At 40.3% G+C, this 21,170-nt stretch carries 21 protein-coding genes and 1 other RNA gene; 10 read left to right on the top strand and 12 right to left on the bottom strand.

Translation table 11 applies throughout. The features are described from left to right. Positions 1-40: 40 nt before the first annotated feature. The 3 genes from M998_RS17245 to smpB form a co-directional block, all read right to left on the bottom strand. Positions 41-1,282: an integrase gene (locus M998_RS17245; RefSeq protein ID WP_068910027.1), complete on the bottom strand. Its 1,242-nt coding sequence runs from the start codon at positions 1,280-1,282 to the stop codon at positions 41-43. A gap of 182 nt (positions 1,283-1,464) precedes the next feature. Further along, positions 1,465-1,828: a transfer-messenger RNA gene (ssrA, locus tag M998_RS17250) on the bottom strand. A 48-nt stretch (positions 1,829-1,876) separates the two neighbouring features. Beyond that, positions 1,877-2,359 carry an SsrA-binding protein SmpB gene (gene smpB, locus M998_RS17255; RefSeq protein ID WP_068445342.1) on the bottom strand — a complete coding sequence of 161 codons (483 nt, stop codon included), beginning with the start codon at positions 2,357-2,359 and terminating at the stop codon, positions 1,877-1,879. A 152-nt stretch (positions 2,360-2,511) separates the two neighbouring features. Here smpB and M998_RS17260 point away from each other — a divergent pair, with 152 nt between their 5' ends. Then, the gene (locus M998_RS17260; RefSeq protein ID WP_197467561.1) at positions 2,512-2,946 is read left to right on the top strand and encodes a type II toxin-antitoxin system RatA family toxin; all 435 of its coding nucleotides are present in this window, start codon (positions 2,512-2,514) and stop codon (positions 2,944-2,946) included. Continuing rightward, the gene (locus M998_RS17265; protein WP_068445340.1) at positions 2,939-3,232 is read left to right on the top strand and encodes an RnfH family protein; all 294 of its coding nucleotides are present in this window, start codon (positions 2,939-2,941) and stop codon (positions 3,230-3,232) included. Before M998_RS17260 ends, M998_RS17265 begins: the two co-directional genes overlap by 8 nt. 282 nt (positions 3,233-3,514) lie before the next feature. On the opposite strand, the gene bamE is transcribed toward M998_RS17265, so the two are convergent. From bamE to nadK, 3 genes are all read right to left on the bottom strand, one after another. Further along, positions 3,515-3,892, bottom strand: coding sequence for an outer membrane protein assembly factor BamE (gene bamE / locus M998_RS17270; RefSeq protein ID WP_068445338.1), 378 nt, complete (start codon positions 3,890-3,892; stop codon positions 3,515-3,517). Positions 3,893-4,004: 112 nt separating this feature from the next. After that, positions 4,005-5,666 carry a DNA repair protein RecN gene (recN, locus tag M998_RS17275; protein WP_068910028.1) on the bottom strand — a complete coding sequence of 554 codons (1,662 nt, stop codon included), beginning with the start codon at positions 5,664-5,666 and terminating at the stop codon, positions 4,005-4,007. Positions 5,667-5,751: 85 nt separating this feature from the next. Next, a complete protein-coding gene (nadK, locus tag M998_RS17280) occupies positions 5,752-6,651 on the bottom strand; it encodes an NAD(+) kinase (RefSeq protein WP_068910184.1) in 900 nt (299 codons plus the stop codon). 101 nt (positions 6,652-6,752) lie between these two features. Between nadK and grpE the strand changes: the two genes are divergently transcribed. After that, positions 6,753-7,343, top strand: coding sequence for a nucleotide exchange factor GrpE (gene grpE, locus M998_RS17285; RefSeq protein WP_068910030.1), 591 nt, complete (start codon positions 6,753-6,755; stop codon positions 7,341-7,343). Between the two features lie 61 nt (positions 7,344-7,404). Here grpE and ung read toward each other — a convergent pair whose 3' ends face one another. Continuing rightward, complete coding sequence (gene ung, locus M998_RS17290) at positions 7,405-8,085, bottom strand: uracil-DNA glycosylase (RefSeq protein ID WP_068445333.1); 681 nt, start codon at positions 8,083-8,085, stop codon at positions 7,405-7,407. Between the two features lie 329 nt (positions 8,086-8,414). On the opposite strand from ung, the gene grcA reads away from it, so the two are divergent. Both grcA and M998_RS17300 read left to right on the top strand, forming a co-directional pair. Then, the gene (gene grcA, locus M998_RS17295; RefSeq protein ID WP_068910032.1) at positions 8,415-8,798 is read left to right on the top strand and encodes an autonomous glycyl radical cofactor GrcA; all 384 of its coding nucleotides are present in this window, start codon (positions 8,415-8,417) and stop codon (positions 8,796-8,798) included. 162 nt (positions 8,799-8,960) lie between these two features. Then, on the top strand, positions 8,961-10,412 hold the full coding sequence (locus tag M998_RS17300) for a Tle-like phospholipase domain-containing protein (RefSeq protein ID WP_068910034.1): 1,452 nt from the start codon (positions 8,961-8,963) through the stop codon (positions 10,410-10,412). A 25-nt stretch (positions 10,413-10,437) separates the two neighbouring features. On the opposite strand, the gene srmB is transcribed toward M998_RS17300, so the two are convergent. The 4 genes from srmB to M998_RS17320 form a co-directional block, all read right to left on the bottom strand. Next, the gene (gene srmB, locus M998_RS17305; RefSeq protein ID WP_068910035.1) at positions 10,438-11,778 is read right to left on the bottom strand and encodes an ATP-dependent RNA helicase SrmB; all 1,341 of its coding nucleotides are present in this window, start codon (positions 11,776-11,778) and stop codon (positions 10,438-10,440) included. A 161-nt stretch (positions 11,779-11,939) separates the two neighbouring features. Beyond that, entirely contained in the window at positions 11,940-13,145 is a 1,206-nt protein-coding gene (gene gltS / locus M998_RS17310; protein WP_068445325.1) for a sodium/glutamate symporter, read from the bottom strand. A 645-nt stretch (positions 13,146-13,790) separates the two neighbouring features. Further along, positions 13,791-14,708 carry a formimidoylglutamase gene (gene hutG / locus M998_RS17315; protein WP_068910037.1) on the bottom strand — a complete coding sequence of 306 codons (918 nt, stop codon included), beginning with the start codon at positions 14,706-14,708 and terminating at the stop codon, positions 13,791-13,793. A 2-nt stretch (positions 14,709-14,710) separates the two neighbouring features. Then, complete coding sequence (locus M998_RS17320; RefSeq protein WP_068445321.1) at positions 14,711-15,442, bottom strand: IclR family transcriptional regulator; 732 nt, start codon at positions 15,440-15,442, stop codon at positions 14,711-14,713. Between the two features lie 156 nt (positions 15,443-15,598). On the opposite strand from M998_RS17320, the gene trmN reads away from it, so the two are divergent. After that, complete coding sequence (gene trmN / locus M998_RS17325) at positions 15,599-16,336, top strand: tRNA(1)(Val) (adenine(37)-N(6))-methyltransferase TrmN (protein WP_068910038.1); 738 nt, start codon at positions 15,599-15,601, stop codon at positions 16,334-16,336. Positions 16,337-16,397: 61 nt separating this feature from the next. Here the strand turns inward: trmN and nadB are convergent, their stop codons facing one another. Continuing rightward, on the bottom strand, positions 16,398-17,999 hold the full coding sequence (gene nadB / locus M998_RS17330) for an L-aspartate oxidase (RefSeq protein WP_068910040.1): 1,602 nt from the start codon (positions 17,997-17,999) through the stop codon (positions 16,398-16,400). Positions 18,000-18,361: 362 nt separating this feature from the next. On the opposite strand from nadB, the gene rpoE reads away from it, so the two are divergent. The 4 genes from rpoE to rseC are packed head-to-tail and all read left to right on the top strand — an operon-like array spanning position 18,362 to position 21,036. After that, the gene (gene rpoE / locus M998_RS17335) at positions 18,362-18,940 is read left to right on the top strand and encodes an RNA polymerase sigma factor RpoE (protein ID WP_068445318.1); all 579 of its coding nucleotides are present in this window, start codon (positions 18,362-18,364) and stop codon (positions 18,938-18,940) included. 60 nt (positions 18,941-19,000) lie between these two features. Beyond that, positions 19,001-19,618 carry an anti-sigma-E factor RseA gene (gene rseA / locus M998_RS17340; RefSeq protein WP_068445315.1) on the top strand — a complete coding sequence of 206 codons (618 nt, stop codon included), beginning with the start codon at positions 19,001-19,003 and terminating at the stop codon, positions 19,616-19,618. Continuing rightward, positions 19,618-20,568, top strand: coding sequence for a sigma-E factor regulatory protein RseB (gene rseB, locus M998_RS17345; RefSeq protein WP_068445313.1), 951 nt, complete (start codon positions 19,618-19,620; stop codon positions 20,566-20,568). Before rseA ends, rseB begins: the two co-directional genes overlap by 1 nt. A 3-nt stretch (positions 20,569-20,571) precedes the next feature. Continuing rightward, a complete protein-coding gene (gene rseC, locus M998_RS17350; RefSeq protein WP_068445310.1) occupies positions 20,572-21,036 on the top strand; it encodes a SoxR-reducing system protein RseC in 465 nt (154 codons plus the stop codon). The last annotated feature ends 134 nt before the right edge of the window (positions 21,037-21,170 follow it).

Here is a 21,170-nt window from a genome sequence, read left to right on the forward strand (position 1 = left end):
GCCCTTATAGTACCAGCTCAAATTTGAGCTGGTACACATGTTACCCAACTAGCGATATCCCTCTTATTCCACCTTCTATAATACTTCCCCTATCAGCCGCTTCAATAAAATCAGCCCACCATTGCATCATAGGGCGTCTTTGCTCTAGATAATCACTGCGGTTATAAGCACGCCTAACTTCATTTTTATCAACGTGGGCGAGGGCGGCTTCAATCACATCGGGTGGGAAGTCCTGTTCATTGAGAGCGGTGCTGGCAATTGAACGTAGACCGTGTGAAACAAGTACACCTCCGAATCCAGTGCGTTTTAATGCAGCATTGACGGTTTGGCTATTCATAGGTTGGGTAGGTTTAATGCGGCTAGGAAAGATAAACTCACGATGACCACTGAGTGGTTTCATTAGTTCTAAGATAGCTAACGCAGCGTCAGATAACGGAATAGTGTGCTCACGGTTCATCTTCATTCTGGCAGCAGGGATCTTCCATTCTTTGGTTTCAAAGTTGATTTCATCCCAACGCGCTTCAGCGGCTTCGGCAGGGCGGGAGATGGTAAGTAGCTGCCACATAAACAAGCATCGAGTCGATAGGCTAATACTAGCTGTACGCATTGTCTGCATGAGCTTTGGTAGCTGATCTGGGGGGATGCTTGGCATATTCTTTTTCTTGGGCTTTTCAAAAGCTTTACCAATGTTGATACTTGGTACGGCATCAATTAACCCAGTATTTTGAGCATAGATCATGACTTCGTTGATTCGCTGACAAAGGCGACGAACGGTTTCTAACGCACCTCTGGCCTGAACGGGTTGTATTGCTTGAACCAATATATGGGCTTTGATATCGGTAACGCTGATATCACCAATAGCGGGAAATACATCTCGTTCAAGTGAACGCCAAATATCGTTACCGTAGTCTTCTGTTACAGTAGACTTCTTCACTTCCCACCAACGTTCAGCGACAAGTTGAAAGGTATTTGCCTTAGCTTCTAAGCTGTTACGGACTTGCTCTTTATGGTGATCTTGTGGGTCTATTTGTTTAGCGAGGAGTGTTCTTGCTTCAAGGCGATAGCTACGTGCATCGGCAAGGCTGACGGCAGGGTAAGAACCAAGGCTCTTTTTAGCTCGCTTTTTAGTGAGAGGGCGAATGTAGCGAAATGACCACAGCTTGCTGCCATTGGGTTTAACCAATAGCTCTAATCCATCGCCATCATAGAGGACATAATCACTCTGTTTCGGCTTTGCTGCGTCGATCTCTTTTACTGATAAGGGTTTGGTTTGTCTTGCCATTTTGATGTTCCATTGTTTTTAGGCACCTTAAAAACTATAAAGGTTAATGAGGTGCCTATCAAGGTGCCTAAGATGATCGGATTTAATTAGGTGACATCAGACTGCGCAGGACATAAAAAAGCCCGCAACTCATTGAGTTAGCGGGCTTTTCAGTCTTCTTTGGACGTCCTTAGAAGATAATTTGGTGGAGCTGGCGGGAGTTGAACCCGCGTCCGAAATTTCTACATCCTCGGTACTACATGCTTAGTCTAGTCTTTAAATTCATTTGCCAGCTGCGGACAGACACGCCACTAACAAACTATCCTGATTAAGTTTAATGCTTCAATCCCAGGCAAGGTATCCACACGATCTCTTTTGGTTTTGACCTCTCTTGATCCCCGTCCTAAGAGCGGAGGCTAGGGAGAGAGGGCGCTATGCAGGTTATTAAGCTGCTAGTGCGTAGTTTTCGTCGTTTGCGACTATTTTTTTGCGGCTTTTTACGAGGCCAACCGCCCCTCGGCATGCACCTTGGGTTTCGCAAATCCCGTCGAATCCAGAATCAGCCCCAAGTTGTTGAACGCAGTATAACAGGAAATTACTCTATAAAGCTAGGACTTAGCGATTAGAATGTTTCATTATACGTGCTTTATCTAATTGCCACTCACGATCTTTGATGTCAGAACGCTTATCGTGTGCTTTTTTACCCTTGGCAACGCCAATTTTAACTTTACACCACGCGTTTTTCCAATATAAGGAAAGCGCGATGACAGTGTAACCTTCACGGTTGACTCGACCATAAAGGCTATCTAATTCACGTTGGTTAAGTAATAACTTTCTACTACGTGTTGGGTCACACACAACATGTGAGGATGCAACCATTAGTGGTGTGAAGTTAGCGCCGAATAAATATGCCTCGCCATCTCTTAGCAAGACGTAGCTATCACCAATGTTGGCTTTGCCAGCACGTAATGATTTGACTTCCCAACCTTGTAGGGACAAACCCGCCTCGAACTCCTCTTCGATAGAATATTCGTGGCGAGCACGTTTGTTCATAGCAATTGTTGCTGAACCGGGTTTATAGGGTTTTTTCTTTGTCATAGTCCAGTCATTATACTGTAAGCTGAGTTGAAAGAAATCTTTCTGCACGGATATTTTTTTAATTGTGCAATTATTGCTCTATTAGGTTTTGTTTTTTGTTTAACCAACCAATAGTGGTATTATATGCACAGTTTTTGGGGATAGGAATTGATATGCCACAGATAAGTCGCTCTGCATTAGTCCCTTTTAGTGCAGAACAAATGTATAAACTCGTTAATGATGTTGTTTCATATCCTAGTTTTTTGCCAGGGTGTGTGGGTAGTCGTATTATTAGCCATAATACGGATGAAATGACTGCGTCAGTAGAGGTATCGAAAGCAGGGATCAGTAAAACGTTCGTAACCAAAAATGTGTTAGAAGACAATAAATGTATTCACATGCAATTGGTTGAGGGACCTTTTAGTAAACTTTCTGGAGGATGGCGATTTATTCCATTAAGCGCAGATGCTTGTAAAATTGAATTTCATCTTGATTTTGAATTTACAAATAAGCTGATTGAACTGGCTTTTGGTAAAGTATTCAAAGAGCTTGCTAATAATATGGTTCAAGCTTTTACGTTAAGGGCTAAGGATGTTTATAGTGTCTGACCTAAATGTTGAAGTAACTTACGCTTTACCAGAAAAACAATTTTTATTACCTGTTAAGGTTGCTGAAGGTGCAACTATTGAAGATGCAATCATTGCATCGGGTATTCTTTCATTACGTGCTGATATTGATCTGAAAAAAAATAAAGTGGGTATTTACAGTCGTCCTGCAAAACTAACTGATGCGCTGCAAGATGGTGATCGTGTTGAGATTTATCGACCTTTAATTGCAGACCCTAAAGAGCTACGACGTAAACGCGCTGAAAAATCAAAAGAAGCTAAAAAGTAATTAGATCTTTAGTTCATTACTGAGCTGATAAGCCGAGTTAATACTCGGTTTTTTTGTTTTTGTCTTAGCACTTGCCCACACAAAAGAAACTCATTGAGTGGAATAATTAATTTAGGTCATCAAATAAGACAAGTTAGGGAAATAAGGATGACAGATAAAAGAGTCAGAAAGAGAAAAGTTAATAAGAGAATTAATAACTACCCGCTGGTTACTTATTTTAAGTCTTGGCAGGTAGTTACAATACAGAATATTGAAAAATTAAGAATATGCTACTTCAGTGTTTTATTCTGAAGCTTTAATTTCTTTTTTTTCCATTGATTCTTGCGCAGCAAGGTTTTTCTCATTCTTAATGTCAGTCAAGATACCATTACGATCAAAAATGAGCGTCAGAGTTTCTTGTTGAACTGGATCATGACCAAGCTCTTGGCGGAAAACATAATACCAGGTCTGAGTACCAAACGGGTCGGATAACATTGGTGTGCCCAAAGCATAAGCGACCTGTTGCTGAGTCATTCCTTTTTGGATCTTAGCAACATCTTTCGCTGTCAGGTAATTACCTTGGTTAATGTCTGGATGATAGACAAGACGTTCCATCATTGAACAGCCCGTAGACATTAATGCGAGTGATAGTGCAGCAGCAGTTAACAATTTATAACGCATGGATATCTCATTCCTTTTGGAGTCAGAACATCAATGATAATCGACATTGATACAATTTAAAACCTTCCTTAACGACTCTAAGACCACATGAGAGCAAAAAAGTTGTGAAAAACTAGGCTGCAAGCAATTCTTTTGCATTTGCGAGAGTGTTTTTTGTTACTGCTGAACCTGCCAAAAGCCTTGCAAGTTCTTGTAATCTTGACTTTTTATCTAAGAGTTGCATATGGGTTTCAGTTTCCACTCCATTTGTTTCTTTGCTGACATAAAAATGATGGTGTCCACAACCGGCCACTTGAGGTAAATGCGTCACGCACATAACTTGGGTTGATTCTCCTAGTTCTCGCAGTAATTTACCAACGATAGCTGCGGTTGGTCCACTGATACCGACATCAACTTCATCAAATATCAGTGCAGGCGTATCCATTTTTTTCGCGGTGATAACTTGAATAGCAAGTGCGATACGAGATAGCTCTCCACCTGAGGCGACTTTAGCAAGAGCTTGATGAGGCTGCCCCGGGTTAGTCGTCACATTAAATTCCAGTTTAGATGCACCATCAACTTGTAGCTGCTCAGGGACAAACTTAATGTCGATGGTAAACTTACCGTGAGGCATTGATAGTTGATGCATACTACTGGTAATTAATTGGCTCAGTTCTTGCGCATAATGTAAACGTACGTGGTGTAGTCTTTCTGCGCTGGCTAATGCAGTTTGTCGATCCATAATGACTTGTTCATTTAAAGCGACACAATCTTCATTTTGATTAGCGATTTGTTCTTTTTCTGCTAATAACTGTTGAAATAATTCAGGTAATGTTTCTGGAGATACGTGGTGTTTTCGCGCAAGATTGATTTGCTTAGAAATACGTTTTTCAAGCTCAAATAAACGATTTGGATCTAATTCATACTGGTCACAATAATGCTTTAATTCATCACTGACTTCGCTTACTTGAATAGCAGCCTCGTCAAGCATGTCTAACAAACCCGAGAACTTAGGATTTAAGGAGGTCAATTCAGTTAATTCGCTCTTCGCTGTATTCAACAAACTAATGATATTAGAATCATCACTGTCAGTTAAAATTTGAGTTATATTTTGGCCGAGAGAAAGGAACTGCCCGTGATTTGCGAGTTGTTTATATTCTTGATCGATTTCTTCAAACTCACCTTGAATAGGCGTGAACTCGTTGAGTTCTTTTAAATGATATTCAAGTAACTGTTGGCGAGATTCTCGTTCTTGCATTTGTTTTTGAAACACGGCAAGTTGTTGGCAGGAATCATGCCATTTTTGCCATGATTGTTTCATTTGAGATAACAGATCTTGTTGATTTGCATACGTATCAAGTAGGAATTTTTGATGGGTGGTATCAAGCAATAATTGGTGTGCATGTTGTCCATGGATTTGAATCAATAGAGCGCCGAGTTCTCTTAATTGTGAAAGTGGAACTGAAACACCGTTGATAAAGCCACGAGAGCGGCCGTCAGACGCAATAGTACGGCGTAATAAACACTCATTGTGATTATCAAGCTGATGCTCAGAGAGCCAATTAGAGGCCATTTGCGCGTCTTTAAGAGAAAAACGCGCGCAGAGGTCAGCGCGTTGTGCGCCGGGACGAACCATATTAGCTTCCCCGCGATTGCCTAGACACAGGCCGAGAGCATCAATAGCAATAGATTTACCTGCACCAGTTTCACCCGTAATGGCGGTCATACCACTTCGAAAGTCAATTTCTAACTCACGGACAATAGCGAAGTTATTAATAGTTAGTTGCGTCAGCATGTGCGCTCTCCTGTAAAAATACACACCTGTGTTTTCATACAGTTTAACCTGTTTTTTTATACAGTAAAGAGCTAGAGTGAAAAAATTAAAAAGTTTTTTTAGACCATCCTAATTTTGAACTTAACGTATTGAAATAATTATAATCTATTGGATGAACTAAATTTAAATTTTTATTACTGCGCTTAACAATAACTTCTTCTCCATCTTGAATAGGTAGCATTATTTGGCTATCACAGCTGACTTCATAGTCAATATTGCTACGTAAAAACTTCAATCGGATACTACTATCGCTGCTAATAACTAAAGGGCGAGATGAAAGAGTATGAGGAAACATAGGAACAAGTACAATGGCGTCTAAGTTTGGTGTTAATATTGGTCCGCCTGCAGATAAAGAATAGGCTGTTGAGCCTGTTGGTGTTGCAATAATGAGGCCGTCTGAGCGCTGAGAGAAAGCGAATTTATCATCAATATAGACTTCAAATTCAATCATATGAGCCACTTTACCTGGGTGTAAAACAATTTCATTGATTGCCGTACTTTTCCGCGATTTTTGATTGGGCTTAATGACTTGAGCTTCGAGTAAAAAACGTTTTTCTTCATGATATTCACCTTCCAATACACGGGAAAGCTGTTGTAAAGCGTTATCAGGATCAAGGTCGGTTAGAAAACCTAAATTCCCACGGTTTACACCGATTACTTTATTGTTATAGCGAGACAAAATTCGTGCAGCGCCGAGCATATTCCCATCACCACCAACGACGACAACTAGATCTGCTTGCTGACCTATTTCAGTTAGATTGCCTGTATTCGCATTTTTTAAATTTAAATCTTTCGCAACTTGTTTATCAATAATGGCATGATAATCTTTGGATATTAGCCAATGGTAGATGAGTTCATGTGTAGCCAAGGCTTCAGGGTGCCTAGGGTGGCCAACAATGCCAATGGTCTTAAAATGTGATTGTGGTTTAATCTTGTCCGTTTGCATACTTTTTTGGCCTCTCATTGTATGACTTCCCTTGAATCCCTGTATTAGATCCCCATAATACTCTCATATATGGGATTAATGCTAAATACGCGGAGATATTCATGAGTAGTAAAGACCAAAATATGCATGATGAGCAAGCTTCTGATCAAAATGAAACTCAAAAAGTTCAAGCAGAACAAGAAGTCGAGCTTCAGCAAGACGAATTGCAAGCAGATGAACAAGCGTTAGCAGCGCGTATTGCTGAACTTGAGCAACAGCTTGAAGCTTCAAGAAAAACAGAGCGTGAAGCGATGTTACGTGCTCATGCAGAAATTGAAAATATTCGTCGTCGTACTGAGTTAGATATCGAAAAAGCACATAAATTTGCGCTTGAGAAATTCTCAAACGAATTATTACCCGTGCTTGATAATCTAGAGCGTGCAATTGAAGCGGCTGATCACGAAAGTGAAGAATCAAAAGCAATGCTCGAGGGCTTAGATTTAACACTAAAAGCCTTTACGAATGCGATTGCTAAGTTTGGTATTGAAGTTGTCGGTGATACTAATGTGCCATTCAATCCAGAAGTTCATCAAGCAATGACAATGATTGAATCACCAGATCATCAATCAGGTCAAGTCATCAATGTGATGCAAAAAGGTTATACTTTAAATAGTCGCTTATTAAGGCCAGCAATGGTTATTGTCTCTAAATAATCATTGGGTTGAATATAAAATGGGATGCAATGGCATCCCATTTTTTGTGATAGAGACAAAATTACTCTGGGATCACAGGGTTCCAGTCAATTGGGGGGCAGTTCTGCTGCTCTAATAATGTGTTTGTTTGGGAAAAATGCCCACAGCCTAGAAAACCACGATGAGCAGAAAGAGGGGAAGGGTGAGGTGCTTTTAAGACATGATGACGTTTAGTGTCAATGATACGCCCTTTTTTCTGAGCATGAGCTCCCCAGAGTAGAAAAACAACCCCTTCAGTATGTTCATTAATTGCGGCAATGACTTTATCGGTGAACGTTTCCCAGCCTAAATGGGCATGTGAATGGGCATTACCTTGTTCAACCGTTAAGACGGTATTCAACAATAATACCCCTTGGCGTGCCCAATTCAGTAAATAGCCATGATCAGGACGGCTAAATCCATCAATATCTTTTTCGAGTTCTTTATACATATTGACTAGTGATGGTGGCGGCTTAATGCCAGGCAGTACGGAAAAAGATAAACCATGTGCTTGCCCTGGCCCATGATAAGGGTCTTGCCCAAGTATCACGACTTTGACATCAGCAAGTTCGGTGTAGCGAAATGCATTAAAAACATCATCTTGAGGTGGGTAGATGATTTTTCCTTGTTGACGTTCATTTGCGACATAAGCCAATGTGTCTGTAAAGTAAGGCTGAGTCTTTTCAGCGCCAATGACATCGTGCCAAGTGAGTGAATTTGACATGAAATATCCCATAACGATTAATTTATAGCGGTTAGCTTACTTGTTCATGGGTGAGAGATAAAGCATTGTTCTTGGCTATGTCGTTCAAATTATTTTGAAAAACTATAAAAATAAGTAAATTTGTGATTTTTAAATTTTGATTTAAATCATAAAGTTGTATAAGACTGATTAATTACTATTCGAAATAATTGATAAATATCAAAGAAAATGACCACTCTAGCTGGTATATATTAGATAAATAGATTGGTTAGACCAAATATCCAATCGGTTGTTGGTATAAGGCTAACAATCAAAGATTGATTCAATCTAGCTCGAACGTGGAGGTCGACATGATTACTGGTATTCAAATTACTAAAACTGATAACGCAGCGCTACTGAACTCTTTTTGGTTACTTGATGACGAAAAAAATGAAGCGCGTTGTGTCTGTGCTAAAGCGGATTATAACGAAGGGCAAATCGTTACTAAAGAACAACTTGGTGCTTTCGAGTACCGTGAGGTTCCTTTAGAAATGAAACCAACAGTGCGTGTTGAAGGTGGGCAGCATTTAAACGTTAACGTGCTTAGCCGCGAAACGTTAGAAGATGCGGTTAAAAACCCAGAAAAATACCCGCAATTAACTATCCGAGTTTCGGGTTATGCGGTACGTTTCAACTCATTGACCCCAGAACAACAGCGTGATGTTATTACCCGTACTTTTACTGAAAGTTTGTAATAAACGTTAAGCTTAAAACACGCTTGTTAAGCGTTAACAAACTCTAAAAGCCATTGATGACAATGGCTTTTTTATTACCTTCTAATAAAGTAAATTATTTCCCTCCTTTGTTATTTGAATTTAAATATTCTTCCTACTTATAGCATCTGTTAGGGAGAATTTATGCTTTTGAATAACAGTACAGCACAAGCACAAACTGCAACAAATGCGCTTTCTTTAATTAAAGATAGCCTAAACTTATATCTACAAAATAGTTTTGCTGGGGAAACGTTAAGCGAGCGAGATAAATGGCCAGAGGATATCACTCGGAGCGATTTTCATGGTAGAGATTCACAGCATAAAGACTATGTTTTAGCGCTACTTTCACATGGGGTCTATCATAATAATTGGAATGAAATTCAAGGTGTTGAACGCTTAACTAAGGAGAAGGTCACTCAATTGGGCATCGATGCTGACCTGTTAACGGATGACGCTACTGGATTTCAAGCAAATATATGTCGATTTAAAGATTTATATATTATTTGTTTTGCAGGTTCGAATGATCTTGTGGATTTTTATGCCAATGTGCGTCAAGGTCTTGGGTATTATGAACCACAATATTTTCAAGCTGTGGGTTTAACTAATATTTTATTCAATGCGGTTAAAGGTAATATAATCTGTACTGGGCATTCGCTTGGTGGTGGCCTTGCATCAATAGCGGCTTTAGCGAGTCAATCCCCCTGTATTACATTTAGCCCGGCAGGCCTTGCTAAGAATACGGTGAAACATATTGGAATGGATTATAATATGGCTAAAAAAATTGCCGATGAAGGGCTCATTCGGTTCTATTTAGTACAATATGACTGGCTTGATACACTCCAAAATACCCTACCTATCCCTTCCTCATTGGGAAATCGTATTAAAATGGCTTATAGCGAACATGATTCTTGGAAAGATTGGTTGCCCCACCGCTTATTAACCCGAAGTTTTATTGCACACTCAATGGTGAAAATTGTTAGGATGATGTGTAAATATCAACCATGGAATAATTGGAATGCATTAACGGGTGACTATGAAGAGAAGAAGGGAACTATTATTACTGAACTCCCTACACCTGAAGAAATAAAAGCAACTACTTGGCAAGAAAGTTGCAAAAATGCAATTAAAAACGGAAATATTACTGAATTTTCTCAGTTAATTAAATTAAATGAGAAACAAGCTGATATTGTTTTTCTTGCTAAGCAATCGGTCGGTGCATCCAACAGCCAATTTATGCAGCTTTTAATTGAATCCCCCTATGGTCAAACAATTAAAAATATACAGTCAATGCAGCAGAAAAGTATACTTCATTTAGCTGCGCAGAGTGGGCGTATCGCTCAATCTCAAATTTTATTGAAAAACGGTTCAATGGTTAATCTCAAAGATAATTTAGGGAATACACCTTTGCATGATGCTTTAAATAGCCATGCTTTAGCAGTTGCTGAATTACTTTTAGTGAATGGTGCAGATTGGCGGATGAAAAACAATCAAGGCTATGATTGCCGTGATGTATTGGATAATCATATATTAAAACTTGATACTTTGACGCAAGAAGGAAAAATGATGCGAGAGAAGATCATAGGAATGATGAATTAAAAGCGGGCCGAAGCCCGCTCAAAGATTACTCTGTTTTATCGCTTGTTGTAGACGCTGCTGGGGTAACTGGGGTACGGCGTTTACCAATATTTTTCTTATCGCGATGACGTATTTTTTCTTTCTTTTTAGTCTGCTCTTCTTTTTGTTTTTCTTTACGTTTTGCAAGCACTTTCTTTGACGGTTTTGGTTTATTCAACATAGCGTCTGAAGGTGCTTTAGTTGATGGGCGTAAAGAGTCAATAACGCGTACTTTGATCGGGTCTTCAATATAACGCGTGATTTTACCAAATAATGGGTAGTCATGTGCTTCAATTAAAGAAATAGCAATTCCTTTACGGCCTGCGCGACCCGTACGGCCAATACGGTGTAAATAAACATCGGCAGTGCGTGGTAAATCAAAGTTAAATACGTGGCTGATATTATCAATATCTAGGCCTCGAGATGCGATATCAGTGGCCACCAATACTTTTACTTGTCCACTCGTTAATCGGCGTATCGCTTCAGTACGTTTAGCTTGGACCATTTCACCTTCAAGGTAACACGGCTCAATGCCTGCAGTACGCAACCACTGTACGACTTCACGTAAGCGTTCACGCTTGCGAACAAATACAATGGACTTAGTGACTTCTTCTTGTTTTAGAAGATGACATAACAACGCGGTTTTATGCTCAAGGGAGTCAGCACGGTAATGAAATTGTTGGATCTTTTTACGTTCGCGACGAGAAGGGTCAGAATCAATTTCGATAGGGTTTTCTAACAGGCGTTCAGCAAAATCACGAATAGCTTCCCCTTCAAGGGTGGCAGAAAACAGCATGGTTTGTTTGCGCCAGCGGGTTTCACCTGCAATCGTTTCGATATCATTTGCAAAACCCATGTCTAACATGCGGTCAGCTTCATCTAAGATCAAAATTTCAACCGCTCGACAGTCAAAGTTTTCTTCTTTAATGTATTGTAGCAAACGACCTGTTGTCGCTACGCAGATGTCTTGGTTTTCACTAAAGACTTCAGCATGGTTCATATAAGCAACACCACCCGTAATAGTGGCAATATCTAATTGATTATGCTCACAAAACTCTCTTGCTTGATCAGCAACTTGCATAGCAAGTTCTCGAGTTGGTGTTACAACCAGAACACGAGGTGGTCCTGATTTTTTTCTTGGGAAATCAAGTAAATGCTGAATTGCTGGCAATAAGAATGCCGCAGTTTTACCTGTTCCTGTTGGGGCTGAACCTAGAACATCACGTCCATCCATTGCTGCTGGGATGGCGGCTGCCTGAATAGCAGTCGGGCGCTGGTAGTCTTTTTTGGCCAGCGCTTGGAGCAGGCTTTCGTCTAGTTCAAGTTCAGAAAATGTGGATGCAGTCATGATATACCTCTATTTGGGGCGCTGATTATAAACAGGTTAGCGAAATTGTTCACCTGAAAAAATCAGCTTTGTATAAAGTGTACATGTTTTCATTGATGACGGGCAGTGATATATCAGGGGGTAGGTGCTCTTCCTTTGTCGGGAAAAGCACCTTATTTGAATTAACTGAGCATATTAATCAACCATGTATGGTATGGGATCCCAACTAAATCGATTAACACAGCGCCACTTAATGGCACAATCATAAACGCTTTCATTGAGACTTGTTTATAGCGTTCGCAAACAGAGGACATATTTGCCATCGCATTAGGTGTCGCACCTAAGCCATGTCCCATCAAGCCTGCGCACATCACTGCCGCATCATAGTTTTTACCTAGCAATCTAAATATAACAAAAACAACCAGTAAAATTAAGATAATGACTTGGGCAATGAGAATTGTGAATAGTGGTAAAGCGACAGATTTAAGCTCCCATATTTTCAGAGACATCATCGCCATCGTCAAAAAGAGCCCCAATGAGACTTCAGAAATGAGGTCAACGGACTTTTGGTTAATACGGAATAATTCAACTTGGTCGTTAATATTGCGGATCACAATGGCGATGATCATGGCACCAACATAGCTAGGCAATGAGAACCCGGTTGCTTTGGTAAATTGGGCAGAAGCAAATTGACCAATGACCATAATACCTAGAATGAGTGCTAGCATTTTTAAAAAGGCATGAGCATCAATGGATTCGATTTTACTGGCGATAGTCTCTTGCACTTTGACACTCGTGACATTCTCATCAGCTTTAATTTTAACGTTATGTTTTTTTATTAAAAATGATGCAATAGGCCCGCCGAGTAAGCTACCCGTAATTAAACCGAAAGTTGCAGCGGCAATGGCTGCGACAGTCGCAGATTGAACACCAAGGCCTTCCGCCATTCCACCAAATGCTGCAGCACCACCGTGACCGCCCGTTAGTGAAACACCACCCGCCATGATCCCTATGACAGGCTCAATGCCAAGAAGGTGTGCTAATCCTGCGCCAAACGTATCTTGGAAGATAACCACAAACCAGCAAATAAATAAGTAAATAAACAGCAACCTACCACCGCTTTTTAAAATACGGAAGCTGCCATCAATTCCGATGGTCGTAAAGAAAGCAACCATCAAGAAGGTTTGCAAGCTGGTGTCAAAATTGATTTCGGCAAGATTGAAAGACTTTAACCCCCAAATAATCAAACTTACCAAAAAACCGCCAATAACGGGAGAAGGGATGCAAAAGCGTTGAAGCCATTCAACGCGTTTTTTCAAGTGGATCCCCATGAGTAGGCAAATTACAGTGAGGAAGAGTGTTGCGAGTGTGTCGAGATGCAATATCATATATTTCCCTTTTTAAACTTTGTCTTTCAAATTACAGCGTTGTTGGCTGCACTTAGCTACCCAAGTCACATACTTTTGTATGCTCCTTGGGATAGCTTCATTTGCCGCCTAGCTGTAACTCGAAATCCAAGCGTTTAAATACAGTTAGATTCAAATTACAGCGTTGTTGGCTGCACTTAGCTACCCAAGTCACCTACTTTTGTATGCTCCTTGGGATAGCTTCATTTGCCGCCTAGCTGTAATTCGAAATCCAAGCGTTTAAATACAGTTAGATTCAAATTACAGCGTTGTTGGCTGCACTTAGCTACCCAAGTCACCTACTTTTGTATGCTCCTCGGGATAGCTTCATTTGCCGCCTAGCTGTAACTCGAAATCCAAGCGTTTAAATACAGTTAGATTCAAATTACAGCGTTGTTGGCTGCACTTAGCTACCCAAGTCACCTACTTTTATATGCTCCTTGGGATAGCTTCATTTGCCGCCTAGCGGTAACTCGAAATCCAAGCGTTTAAATTTAGTTAGGTTTCAAGCTGCAGCGCTGTTAACACTGTATATTTTCATATGGTTACTTAGTGGACTAAGTTTTTATTTATTGTTTGAAAGACAAGGTCTTTAGTTTATCAGTCGGTTTATAATGGTTGTTTTTATTAGAATAAATATTGGTAAATCAAATAAGCGGCTAATTTCGATGTATGGTTATCGATATCAAATTCAGGATTGCATTCAGCGATATCAAATACGGTGATTTTGCCACTTGATTTGATAACGCCAAATAGTTCATCAAAGGTTTCGGTTGAAATACCTCTAGGGGCAGGAGCGCTGACACCCGGCGCGATAGCGGCTGAAAAAACATCAAGATCGATAGTGACATAAAGATGATCAACCTGATCGATAAACTGCTGAATCTGTACACGTGCTTGGGCTAATTGAGATGATGTTAATGCTTTATCTCGAATATATTGGCAACCAAGTTTGTCTGCGGTATCAAATAAAACCTTAGTATTTCCATGCTCAGCAATGCCTAAACATAAATAATTGAATGGACGCTGATGCTGTTTACACAATTTTGCTGATTGTAAAAAGGGGGTACCGGAAGTGGCTTCTGATGCTTCCCGCAAGTCAAAGTGGGCATCAAAATTGATAATACCAATCGTTTTATTTGTATTTTGCTTTTCAACAAAATCAAATAACCCTTGAAAACTAGCGAAAGCGACTTCATGACCACCGCCTAGCACGATTGGCTTTTGATTTGCCTCTAATATAGTCACTATTTCATCAGATAAGCGGCGTTGTGCGGCTTCTAAGTTTCCATCGTCACAGCTAACATTGCCTGCATCTCTAATGGCTAATGGTTGATGAAGAGGAAGACCGGCTAATTGACGTCGGATCTCATTGGGTCCCGCTTTTGCACCCAAGCGACCTTTATTGCGGCGAACACCTTCATCTGATGTAAAGCCAATTAGAGCAAACTGAGCAGGAGAGGTTTTATTGATAACTTGATGAATACGCAGGTGCTCTTGTGTTTCACCGTCAGTGCGACCTTGCCATTGAAAAGGTTGTGTCATGGTTACTCCAAGTTAATGAGTTTGGTAATATTATGGGCTGATTGACAAGTTTCAGTGATAAATTCGTCAAGTCGATGAGTAGAACGAAATTCAGGCGCCATCACAGAGACAACCGCGAGTACATCATTGCCTTTAAATATGGGGGCTGCGACGCCCAGAACGCCGACATCAATTTCACTCACCGACATGCCATAACCTTGTTGGCGGATCAGGCTTAAATCTTGCTTTAGCTGCTCCGTGGTTCCCATCTGTTTTAACTGTTTGGCATAAATATCAAAAACTAATGCTTGATATTGTTCATCACGAAAAGCTAATAAAGTTTTGGCACTCGCCCCTTTAATTAAGGTGTTTCCACGACCAATAATGAAAGAGCACCGCAATGCTTGTTCGCTTTCAATCATATCGACGCAAATGGTTTCACAGAGATTGGATGTGACAATTGCCGCTGTTTCTTGTGTTTTTTTCGCTAAAGATTGCAACTCAATTCTTGATGAATTCATTAACAAGCTATGGTGATAGTATTTTTCTTGAGTTTTGATACTCTGCGAGCCAACGGTGTATGTCCCGTATTGTTTAGCATAAGTCACAAATTCCCAGTTTATGAGAATAGTCAGTAATCGATAAACAGTTGATAAAGGGATGCCAAGTGCTGTTGAGATAGCCTGTGGTGTGACAGGAGATGCGTAACTAGTGATATACGAAAGGATATCGAGTGTTCGGTTTATACTGTTCATAGCATCTCCTTTTTTTCGAACTTAGCAGTAAAACTTTTCGCTCTCAAATATAATTCTCATATAGTGAGAATTATATTGTAGCAAATATGTGAAATTTACACTTTAATTCTCTTATTTTGAAAAAAAGAGAGTAAAAAAATAATTTAGAGAGCTGAAATGAGCCATTTGAAAAAAAAATACCGGAAAGGTGGTTTTACATTTAAGCAATTTTTTGTGGCACATGACCGTTGTGCAATGAAAGTGGGAACAGATGGCGTATTACTTGGTGCTTGGGCGCCAATTGCGGGAAAAAAACAAGCGCTTGATATTGGTAGTGGAAGCGGTTTGGTGGCTTTAATGCTAGCTCAGCGAAACGAAAATATTTTAGTTGATGCTGTTGAATTAGATACAGCAGCAGCAAGACAAGCTGAGGAAAACTTTATTGAATCAATGTGGGCAAAGCGGCTTAATGTCGTCAACCAAAATATTATTGAATTCAGTGAACAAACAACCACACAATATGATTTGATTGTCAGTAATCCTCCTTATTTCGAGCCTGCGGTTGCTTGTCGTGATGAAAAGCGGGATCAAGCTCGTTATACCGCCACGTTGACGCATGAAGTTTTGCTGGATTGTGCAAAACGTTGTTTAATCCATGATGGATTATTTTGTTTGGTCTTACCTTATGATGTCGGTGAAAAAATTGAGAAAATGGCGTTAAATAGTGGATGGTTTAGCGCATATCGTATCAATATTCGTGATAAAGCAACCACGGAATATCATCGAATGTTACTTGGTTTGATGTTAAAAGACGCCGAGACACTGGAGTCAACACTGGTACTTAAAGAAGAAAGTGATAATAGTTATACGGAAGCGTTTCAGGCGCTAATTAGGCCTTTTTATTTGAAATATTGAAGAATTAAAAAGCGAAAAGCCTAAATTTAATCGGGTATTTAGGCTTTCAATCGCGATGTGATTAAGGTTTGAGTACCGTTGGCCCTGAGTGCTCGAGTAAATTCGGGTAATCCAATGTGTAATGCAAGCCGCGACTCTCTTTGCGTTCTAACGCACAACGCACCATTAATTCAGCGACTTGAACGAGGTTTCTTAACTCTAACAAATTATTAGAGATACGGAAATTGGCATAATAGTCATGAATTTCTTGTTGTAAGAGGTGAATTCGACGCAAAGCTCGCTCAAGCCTTTTAGTACTTCGAACAATCCCCATATAATCCCACATAAACAGTCTTAATTCGTGCCAGTTATGTTGAATGACAACTTGTTCATCTGAGTTATGAACTCGGCTTTCATCCCACTCGGGTAGCACTGGAGCTTCATCGATTTGATTGATGGTGCGGATAATGTTTTCAGCGGCAGACCAACCATAAACTAAGCATTCTAAAAGAGAGTTAGAGGCCATCCGATTTGCACCATGCAAGCCCGTGTAACTCACTTCGCCAATGGCGTAGAGATTGGCAACGTCAGTCATTCCTGTTTGATTCACAATAACGCCGCCGCAGGTATAGTGGGCAGCGGGTACAATTGGGATTGGCTCTTTGGTGAGATCTAAGCCTAATGATATTAATTTGGCGTAAATCATTGGAAAATGGTTTTTTATGAAATCAGCAGGTTTATGACTGATATCCAAATACATGCAATCTGCACCTAACCGCTTCATTTCATGGTCAATTGCTAGTGCAACGACATCTCGTGGGGCTAATTCACCACGATCATCATGATCGGGCATAAAGCGGCTACCATCAGGGCGTTTTAAGTATGCGCCTTCTCCACGAAGGGCTTCGGTGAGTAAAAAATTGCGCGCTTGAGGATGGAATAAACAGGTTGGATGAAACTGGTTAAATTCAAGATTAGCAACGCGGCAGCCTGCTCGCCATGCCATAGCAATGCCATCCCCAGAAGAAATATCAGGGTTGGTGGTATATTGATAAACTTTGGCGGCACCACCAGTAGCAAGCACAATCGTTTTGGCGCTGATGGTTTCAACTTGTTCTTTTTGGCGATTCCAGACGTAAGCACCGACAATGCGCGGTGATCCTGTGGTATCCGTTTCGTTTGAAAGGATTAAATCAACAGCGTTATAACGTTCTTTTATATGAATATTGGGATGGGCGAAAGCGAGGTCAACTAATGTGGTTTCAACTTCTTTACCTGTCGCATCAGCATGATGAAGGATGCGACGATGACTATGACCCCCTTCACGGGTTAAATGATATTGAGTTTCCCCAGCTTCAGTCACCTCGGTATCAAAAAGAACGCCTTGGTCAATCAACCATTGCACACAGTTTTTTGCATTAGAGGCAATGAATTCAACGGCTTCTTTTTCGCAAATACCGGCACCTGCAATTAAGGTGTCTTCAACATGAGATTCGATACTGTCTGCATTATCGAAAACGGCAGCAATGCCCCCTTGAGCGTAATAGGATGCCCCCTCGCTGAGACTACTTTTACTCAGAATAGTGACTTGATGAAAGGGTGCGAGTCGTAATGCAGCTGAAAGCCCTGCGACACCACTCCCAATGATTAAAATATCAGTGTAATGCTGTGTGGATGCGTTCATAAGTGTTTGCGTGTGTTTATAGTATTTATTGAACTTTTTATGTTAGCCTATCAGGCTGTCTAATGCTATTGGCTGAGCGATGTTTAGTATTAACGAATCAGCTGTTATTTAGGGATAGCATTAGATAAGTTTAATCCGTATGCTGTATTCTTTCTATACGATTGTTTTATGTAAGGTATTAGCAAGGATCGTTAAGATCATCGGAAAGTAAAAATGGATACTTTTGTAAATTTTTTACGATTTATCTTTATTAAATTGAACTTCATCTATTTTTACTACTCCAAGTTTACGCTTGCTTAAGGAAGGGAGAACATGAACAGGTTAAGAAATTATCAGTCTAAGTTCGGGAGATTGTTCTTGGAATGAGCGAGCAACTAACAGATCAGGTATTGGTTGAGAAAGTACAAAAAGGTGATCAACAAGCCTTCAACTTACTGGTTATAAAATACCAGCATAAAGTTGCGAGCTTAGTATCCCGCTATGTACCACAGGCAGATGTTCCTGATGTAGCTCAGGAGTCGTTTATAAAAGCGTACCGTGCAATTGGTTCATTCCGTGGTGATAGTGCTTTTTATACTTGGCTTTACCGTATCGCGGTCAATACAGCTAAAAATTATTTAGTTGCGCAAGACAGGCGTCCGCCAGCATCAGATCTTGAAGCGAGTGATGCAGAAAACTTCGAAAGTGCGGGGGCTTTAAAAGAAATTTCGAACCCAGAGAACTTAATGTTGTCTGAAGAATTGAAAAAGGTTGTTTTCCGAACCATCGAATCATTGCCTGAAGATTTACGAATGGCGATTACATTAAGAGAACTCGATGGTTTAAGCTATGAAGAAATTGCGGAAATTATGGATTGCCCAGTCGGCACCGTACGTTCACGTATCTTTAGGGCAAGGGAAGCGATCGATAACAAAGTGCAACCATTGATTCAAGGTTATTAAAATTATTGAATTGATGAGTTGGCCTATAATTGTGATGCAATTAACTGAAGGTAATTGGGCATGCAAAGAGAGAAACTTTCCTCAATGATGGATGGCGAAGCTCTAGATTTAGAACTTATTAACGCTATTGCATATGATTCAACGTTAAAGCAACGTTGGGAGAGCTATCATCTTATTCGTGATACTCTGCGTAATGATACTGGCGATGTCATCCATTTTGATATTGCAAGTAAAGTTGCGGCAGCATTAGAGAATGAAGCTGTGCGTATTAATCCTCAGGTGGTTGTAGAGTCGCAACCTGAACCCGCAACGTGGGGCAGATTCCCATTTTGGGACAAAGTTCGCCCTTGGGCTAGCCAGATCACTCAAATAGGTGTGGCAGCCTGTGTATCGTTAGCGGTTATTGTTGGTGTGCAGCAGTATAATCAAAGTAATGCTATTGACTCAGTGGTTGATGAACCTGCTTTCAACACAATACCAGTGGGCAGTGGTGCTCCCGTTAGTTTGAACATATCTGATGGGCAGCTATTTGGTAACGAACAACAAATTCAGCAAGTTGAACAACAAAATCAGCGTATTAATGCAATGCTGCAGCAGTATGAAATTGAGCGTCGTTCTATGCTTAATCAACAAGCTAATGAAAAGTCAGCGTCCTCCGCAGGAGTTAACTCGCACTAATGAATAAATGGTTATCCGTCATCTGTCTGACGGGCGCCCTAATTATTTCTAATCAAGCTTCGGCATCTCAACAGGATGCCGAAGTTCTTTTTAAAGAAATGGGAAGTGCTGCTCAGAACCTGTCTTACGAAATGTCATTTATGACGTTCAGTCCACAAACTATCGTACCTGTCCGCTATCGGCATGCAATTATAAATGGCGTACCCATTTCACAGATGATCCAAATGGATTCATCAAGGCGTGAAATTGTGCAAAAAGGCGATGAAATTAGCTATTTTGAACCCGGTTTTGACGCATTTAGCCTAAACGGGAAAAATATTGTTGATAATTTGCCTGCGGTACTTTTTGCCGACTATCAAAAAATTGAACCTTACTATAATTTTATTGATGCGGGTCGCACACATATTGGTGATAAGCCGGCATTAGTAATTCGAATTATTTCCAAAGATAATTCGCGTTTTAACTATGTTATTTTAGTCGATGAAGAAACTAAGTTACCACTAAGAGTTGATTTGCTTGATAGCAATAATCAGACTCTAGAGCAGTTTCGTGTTATTTCAACCGTGCTTGATAGTAAAACAGTCAGTGATTCATTAATGGCTCTGAGTAAGGTTAATCTCCCTCCGTTATTAATTTATCCAAAAAATAGTAATCCTTCATTTAAATGGCAAGTGGGTATGTTACCCCCAGGTTTTGAAGAAATTTCACGCTCTTTACGTAAACTTGGTGATAATGACACTGTTGAAACTGCGATGTTTAGTGACGGCCTATTTACTTTTTCAGTCAATATTACCAATACGAATCAAGGCTCATTATTGGACGTTCCTCTGCAAAATGGGCGCCGCACAATTTATAGCATGACTAAGAAGCAAAATGTGATTACGATAATAGGTGAGCTGCCGTTATCAACTGCGCAATTAGTCGCAGGCAGTGTTCAGTTTCGGGAGTAAATTATGGTAAAAGAGTGGGCAACAGTTATTCGTTGGCAAAAAGGTAGGGCACTTCTACGTTATGGTGCTTCATCGGGATGCGGTAGCTGTAGCGCCCGTGCTGCTTGTGGCTCTTATGCTTTAAGCAAGATTGGGCCAAATACAGAGCATGAATTAGAAATTGAAATTCAGCAGCCTTTAGTCGCGGGTCAAAAAGTTGAAGTCGGTATACCTGAAGGAAGTTTGCTGCGTTCAGCAATGTTAGTTTATTTAACGCCTCTTTTAGGTTTATTTATATTTGCAGGCTTAGCTCAATTTTGGGACTTAGACCAAGTTTGGGTTGCATTGTTTGGTATTGCTGGTGGGTTTGTGGGATTTTTTATTGCACGCAAATTAGCTTATCATTGGCGAGATGAAGCCGCATTTCAGCCTGTCGTTTTGCAAATAGGCTTGCCCCCAGGGGAGCTTTTAGTACAAACTTCCTGTTAGTTACCGAGTGAATTTCTATTTTTACGAAAATCTCTTTTATATTTATGAAGATAGTTAATTCGTAGATAGTCTGAATCGCCTGTTATTGACAGGCGATTTCATTTTTGTTCGTTGTAAATTATATAAATAATTCA

The sequence above is a fragment of the Providencia heimbachae ATCC 35613 genome (genome assembly GCF_001655055.1).
Taxonomy (GTDB): domain Bacteria; phylum Pseudomonadota; class Gammaproteobacteria; order Enterobacterales; family Enterobacteriaceae; genus Providencia; species Providencia heimbachae.

Bases quoted from the DNA above. Each gene is read 5' to 3' on its own strand.
- bamE (WP_068445338.1), bottom strand. From the start codon at position 3,892: ATGCGTTATAAATTGTTAACTGCTGCTGCACTATCACTCGCATTAATG.
- M998_RS17260 (WP_197467561.1), top strand. From the start codon at position 2,512: ATGCCACAGATAAGTCGCTCTGCATTAGTCCCTTTTAGTGCAGAACAA.
- smpB (WP_068445342.1), bottom strand. From the start codon at position 2,359: ATGACAAAGAAAAAACCCTATAAACCCGGTTCAGCAACAATTGCTATG.
- nadK (WP_068910184.1), bottom strand. From the start codon at position 6,651: ATGCAAACGGACAAGATTAAACCACAATCACATTTTAAGACCATTGGC.
- ung (WP_068445333.1), bottom strand. From the start codon at position 8,085: ATGTCAAATTCACTCACTTGGCACGATGTCATTGGCGCTGAAAAGACT.
- rseB (WP_068445313.1), top strand. From the start codon at position 19,618: ATGAATAAATGGTTATCCGTCATCTGTCTGACGGGCGCCCTAATTATT.
- srmB (WP_068910035.1), bottom strand. From the start codon at position 11,778: ATGACTGCATCCACATTTTCTGAACTTGAACTAGACGAAAGCCTGCTC.
- grpE (WP_068910030.1), top strand. From the start codon at position 6,753: ATGAGTAGTAAAGACCAAAATATGCATGATGAGCAAGCTTCTGATCAA.
- trmN (WP_068910038.1), top strand. From the start codon at position 15,599: ATGAGCCATTTGAAAAAAAAATACCGGAAAGGTGGTTTTACATTTAAG.
- M998_RS17320 (WP_068445321.1), bottom strand. From the start codon at position 15,442: ATGAACAGTATAAACCGAACACTCGATATCCTTTCGTATATCACTAGT.
- rseA (WP_068445315.1), top strand. From the start codon at position 19,001: ATGCAAAGAGAGAAACTTTCCTCAATGATGGATGGCGAAGCTCTAGAT.
- rseC (WP_068445310.1), top strand. From the start codon at position 20,572: ATGGTAAAAGAGTGGGCAACAGTTATTCGTTGGCAAAAAGGTAGGGCA.
- hutG (WP_068910037.1), bottom strand. From the start codon at position 14,708: ATGACACAACCTTTTCAATGGCAAGGTCGCACTGACGGTGAAACACAA.
- grcA (WP_068910032.1), top strand. From the start codon at position 8,415: ATGATTACTGGTATTCAAATTACTAAAACTGATAACGCAGCGCTACTG.
- M998_RS17245 (WP_068910027.1), bottom strand. From the start codon at position 1,282: ATGGCAAGACAAACCAAACCCTTATCAGTAAAAGAGATCGACGCAGCA.
- nadB (WP_068910040.1), bottom strand. From the start codon at position 17,999: ATGAACGCATCCACACAGCATTACACTGATATTTTAATCATTGGGAGT.
- gltS (WP_068445325.1), bottom strand. From the start codon at position 13,145: ATGATATTGCATCTCGACACACTCGCAACACTCTTCCTCACTGTAATT.
- M998_RS17300 (WP_068910034.1), top strand. From the start codon at position 8,961: ATGCTTTTGAATAACAGTACAGCACAAGCACAAACTGCAACAAATGCG.
- rpoE (WP_068445318.1), top strand. From the start codon at position 18,362: ATGAGCGAGCAACTAACAGATCAGGTATTGGTTGAGAAAGTACAAAAA.
- recN (WP_068910028.1), bottom strand. From the start codon at position 5,666: ATGCTGACGCAACTAACTATTAATAACTTCGCTATTGTCCGTGAGTTA.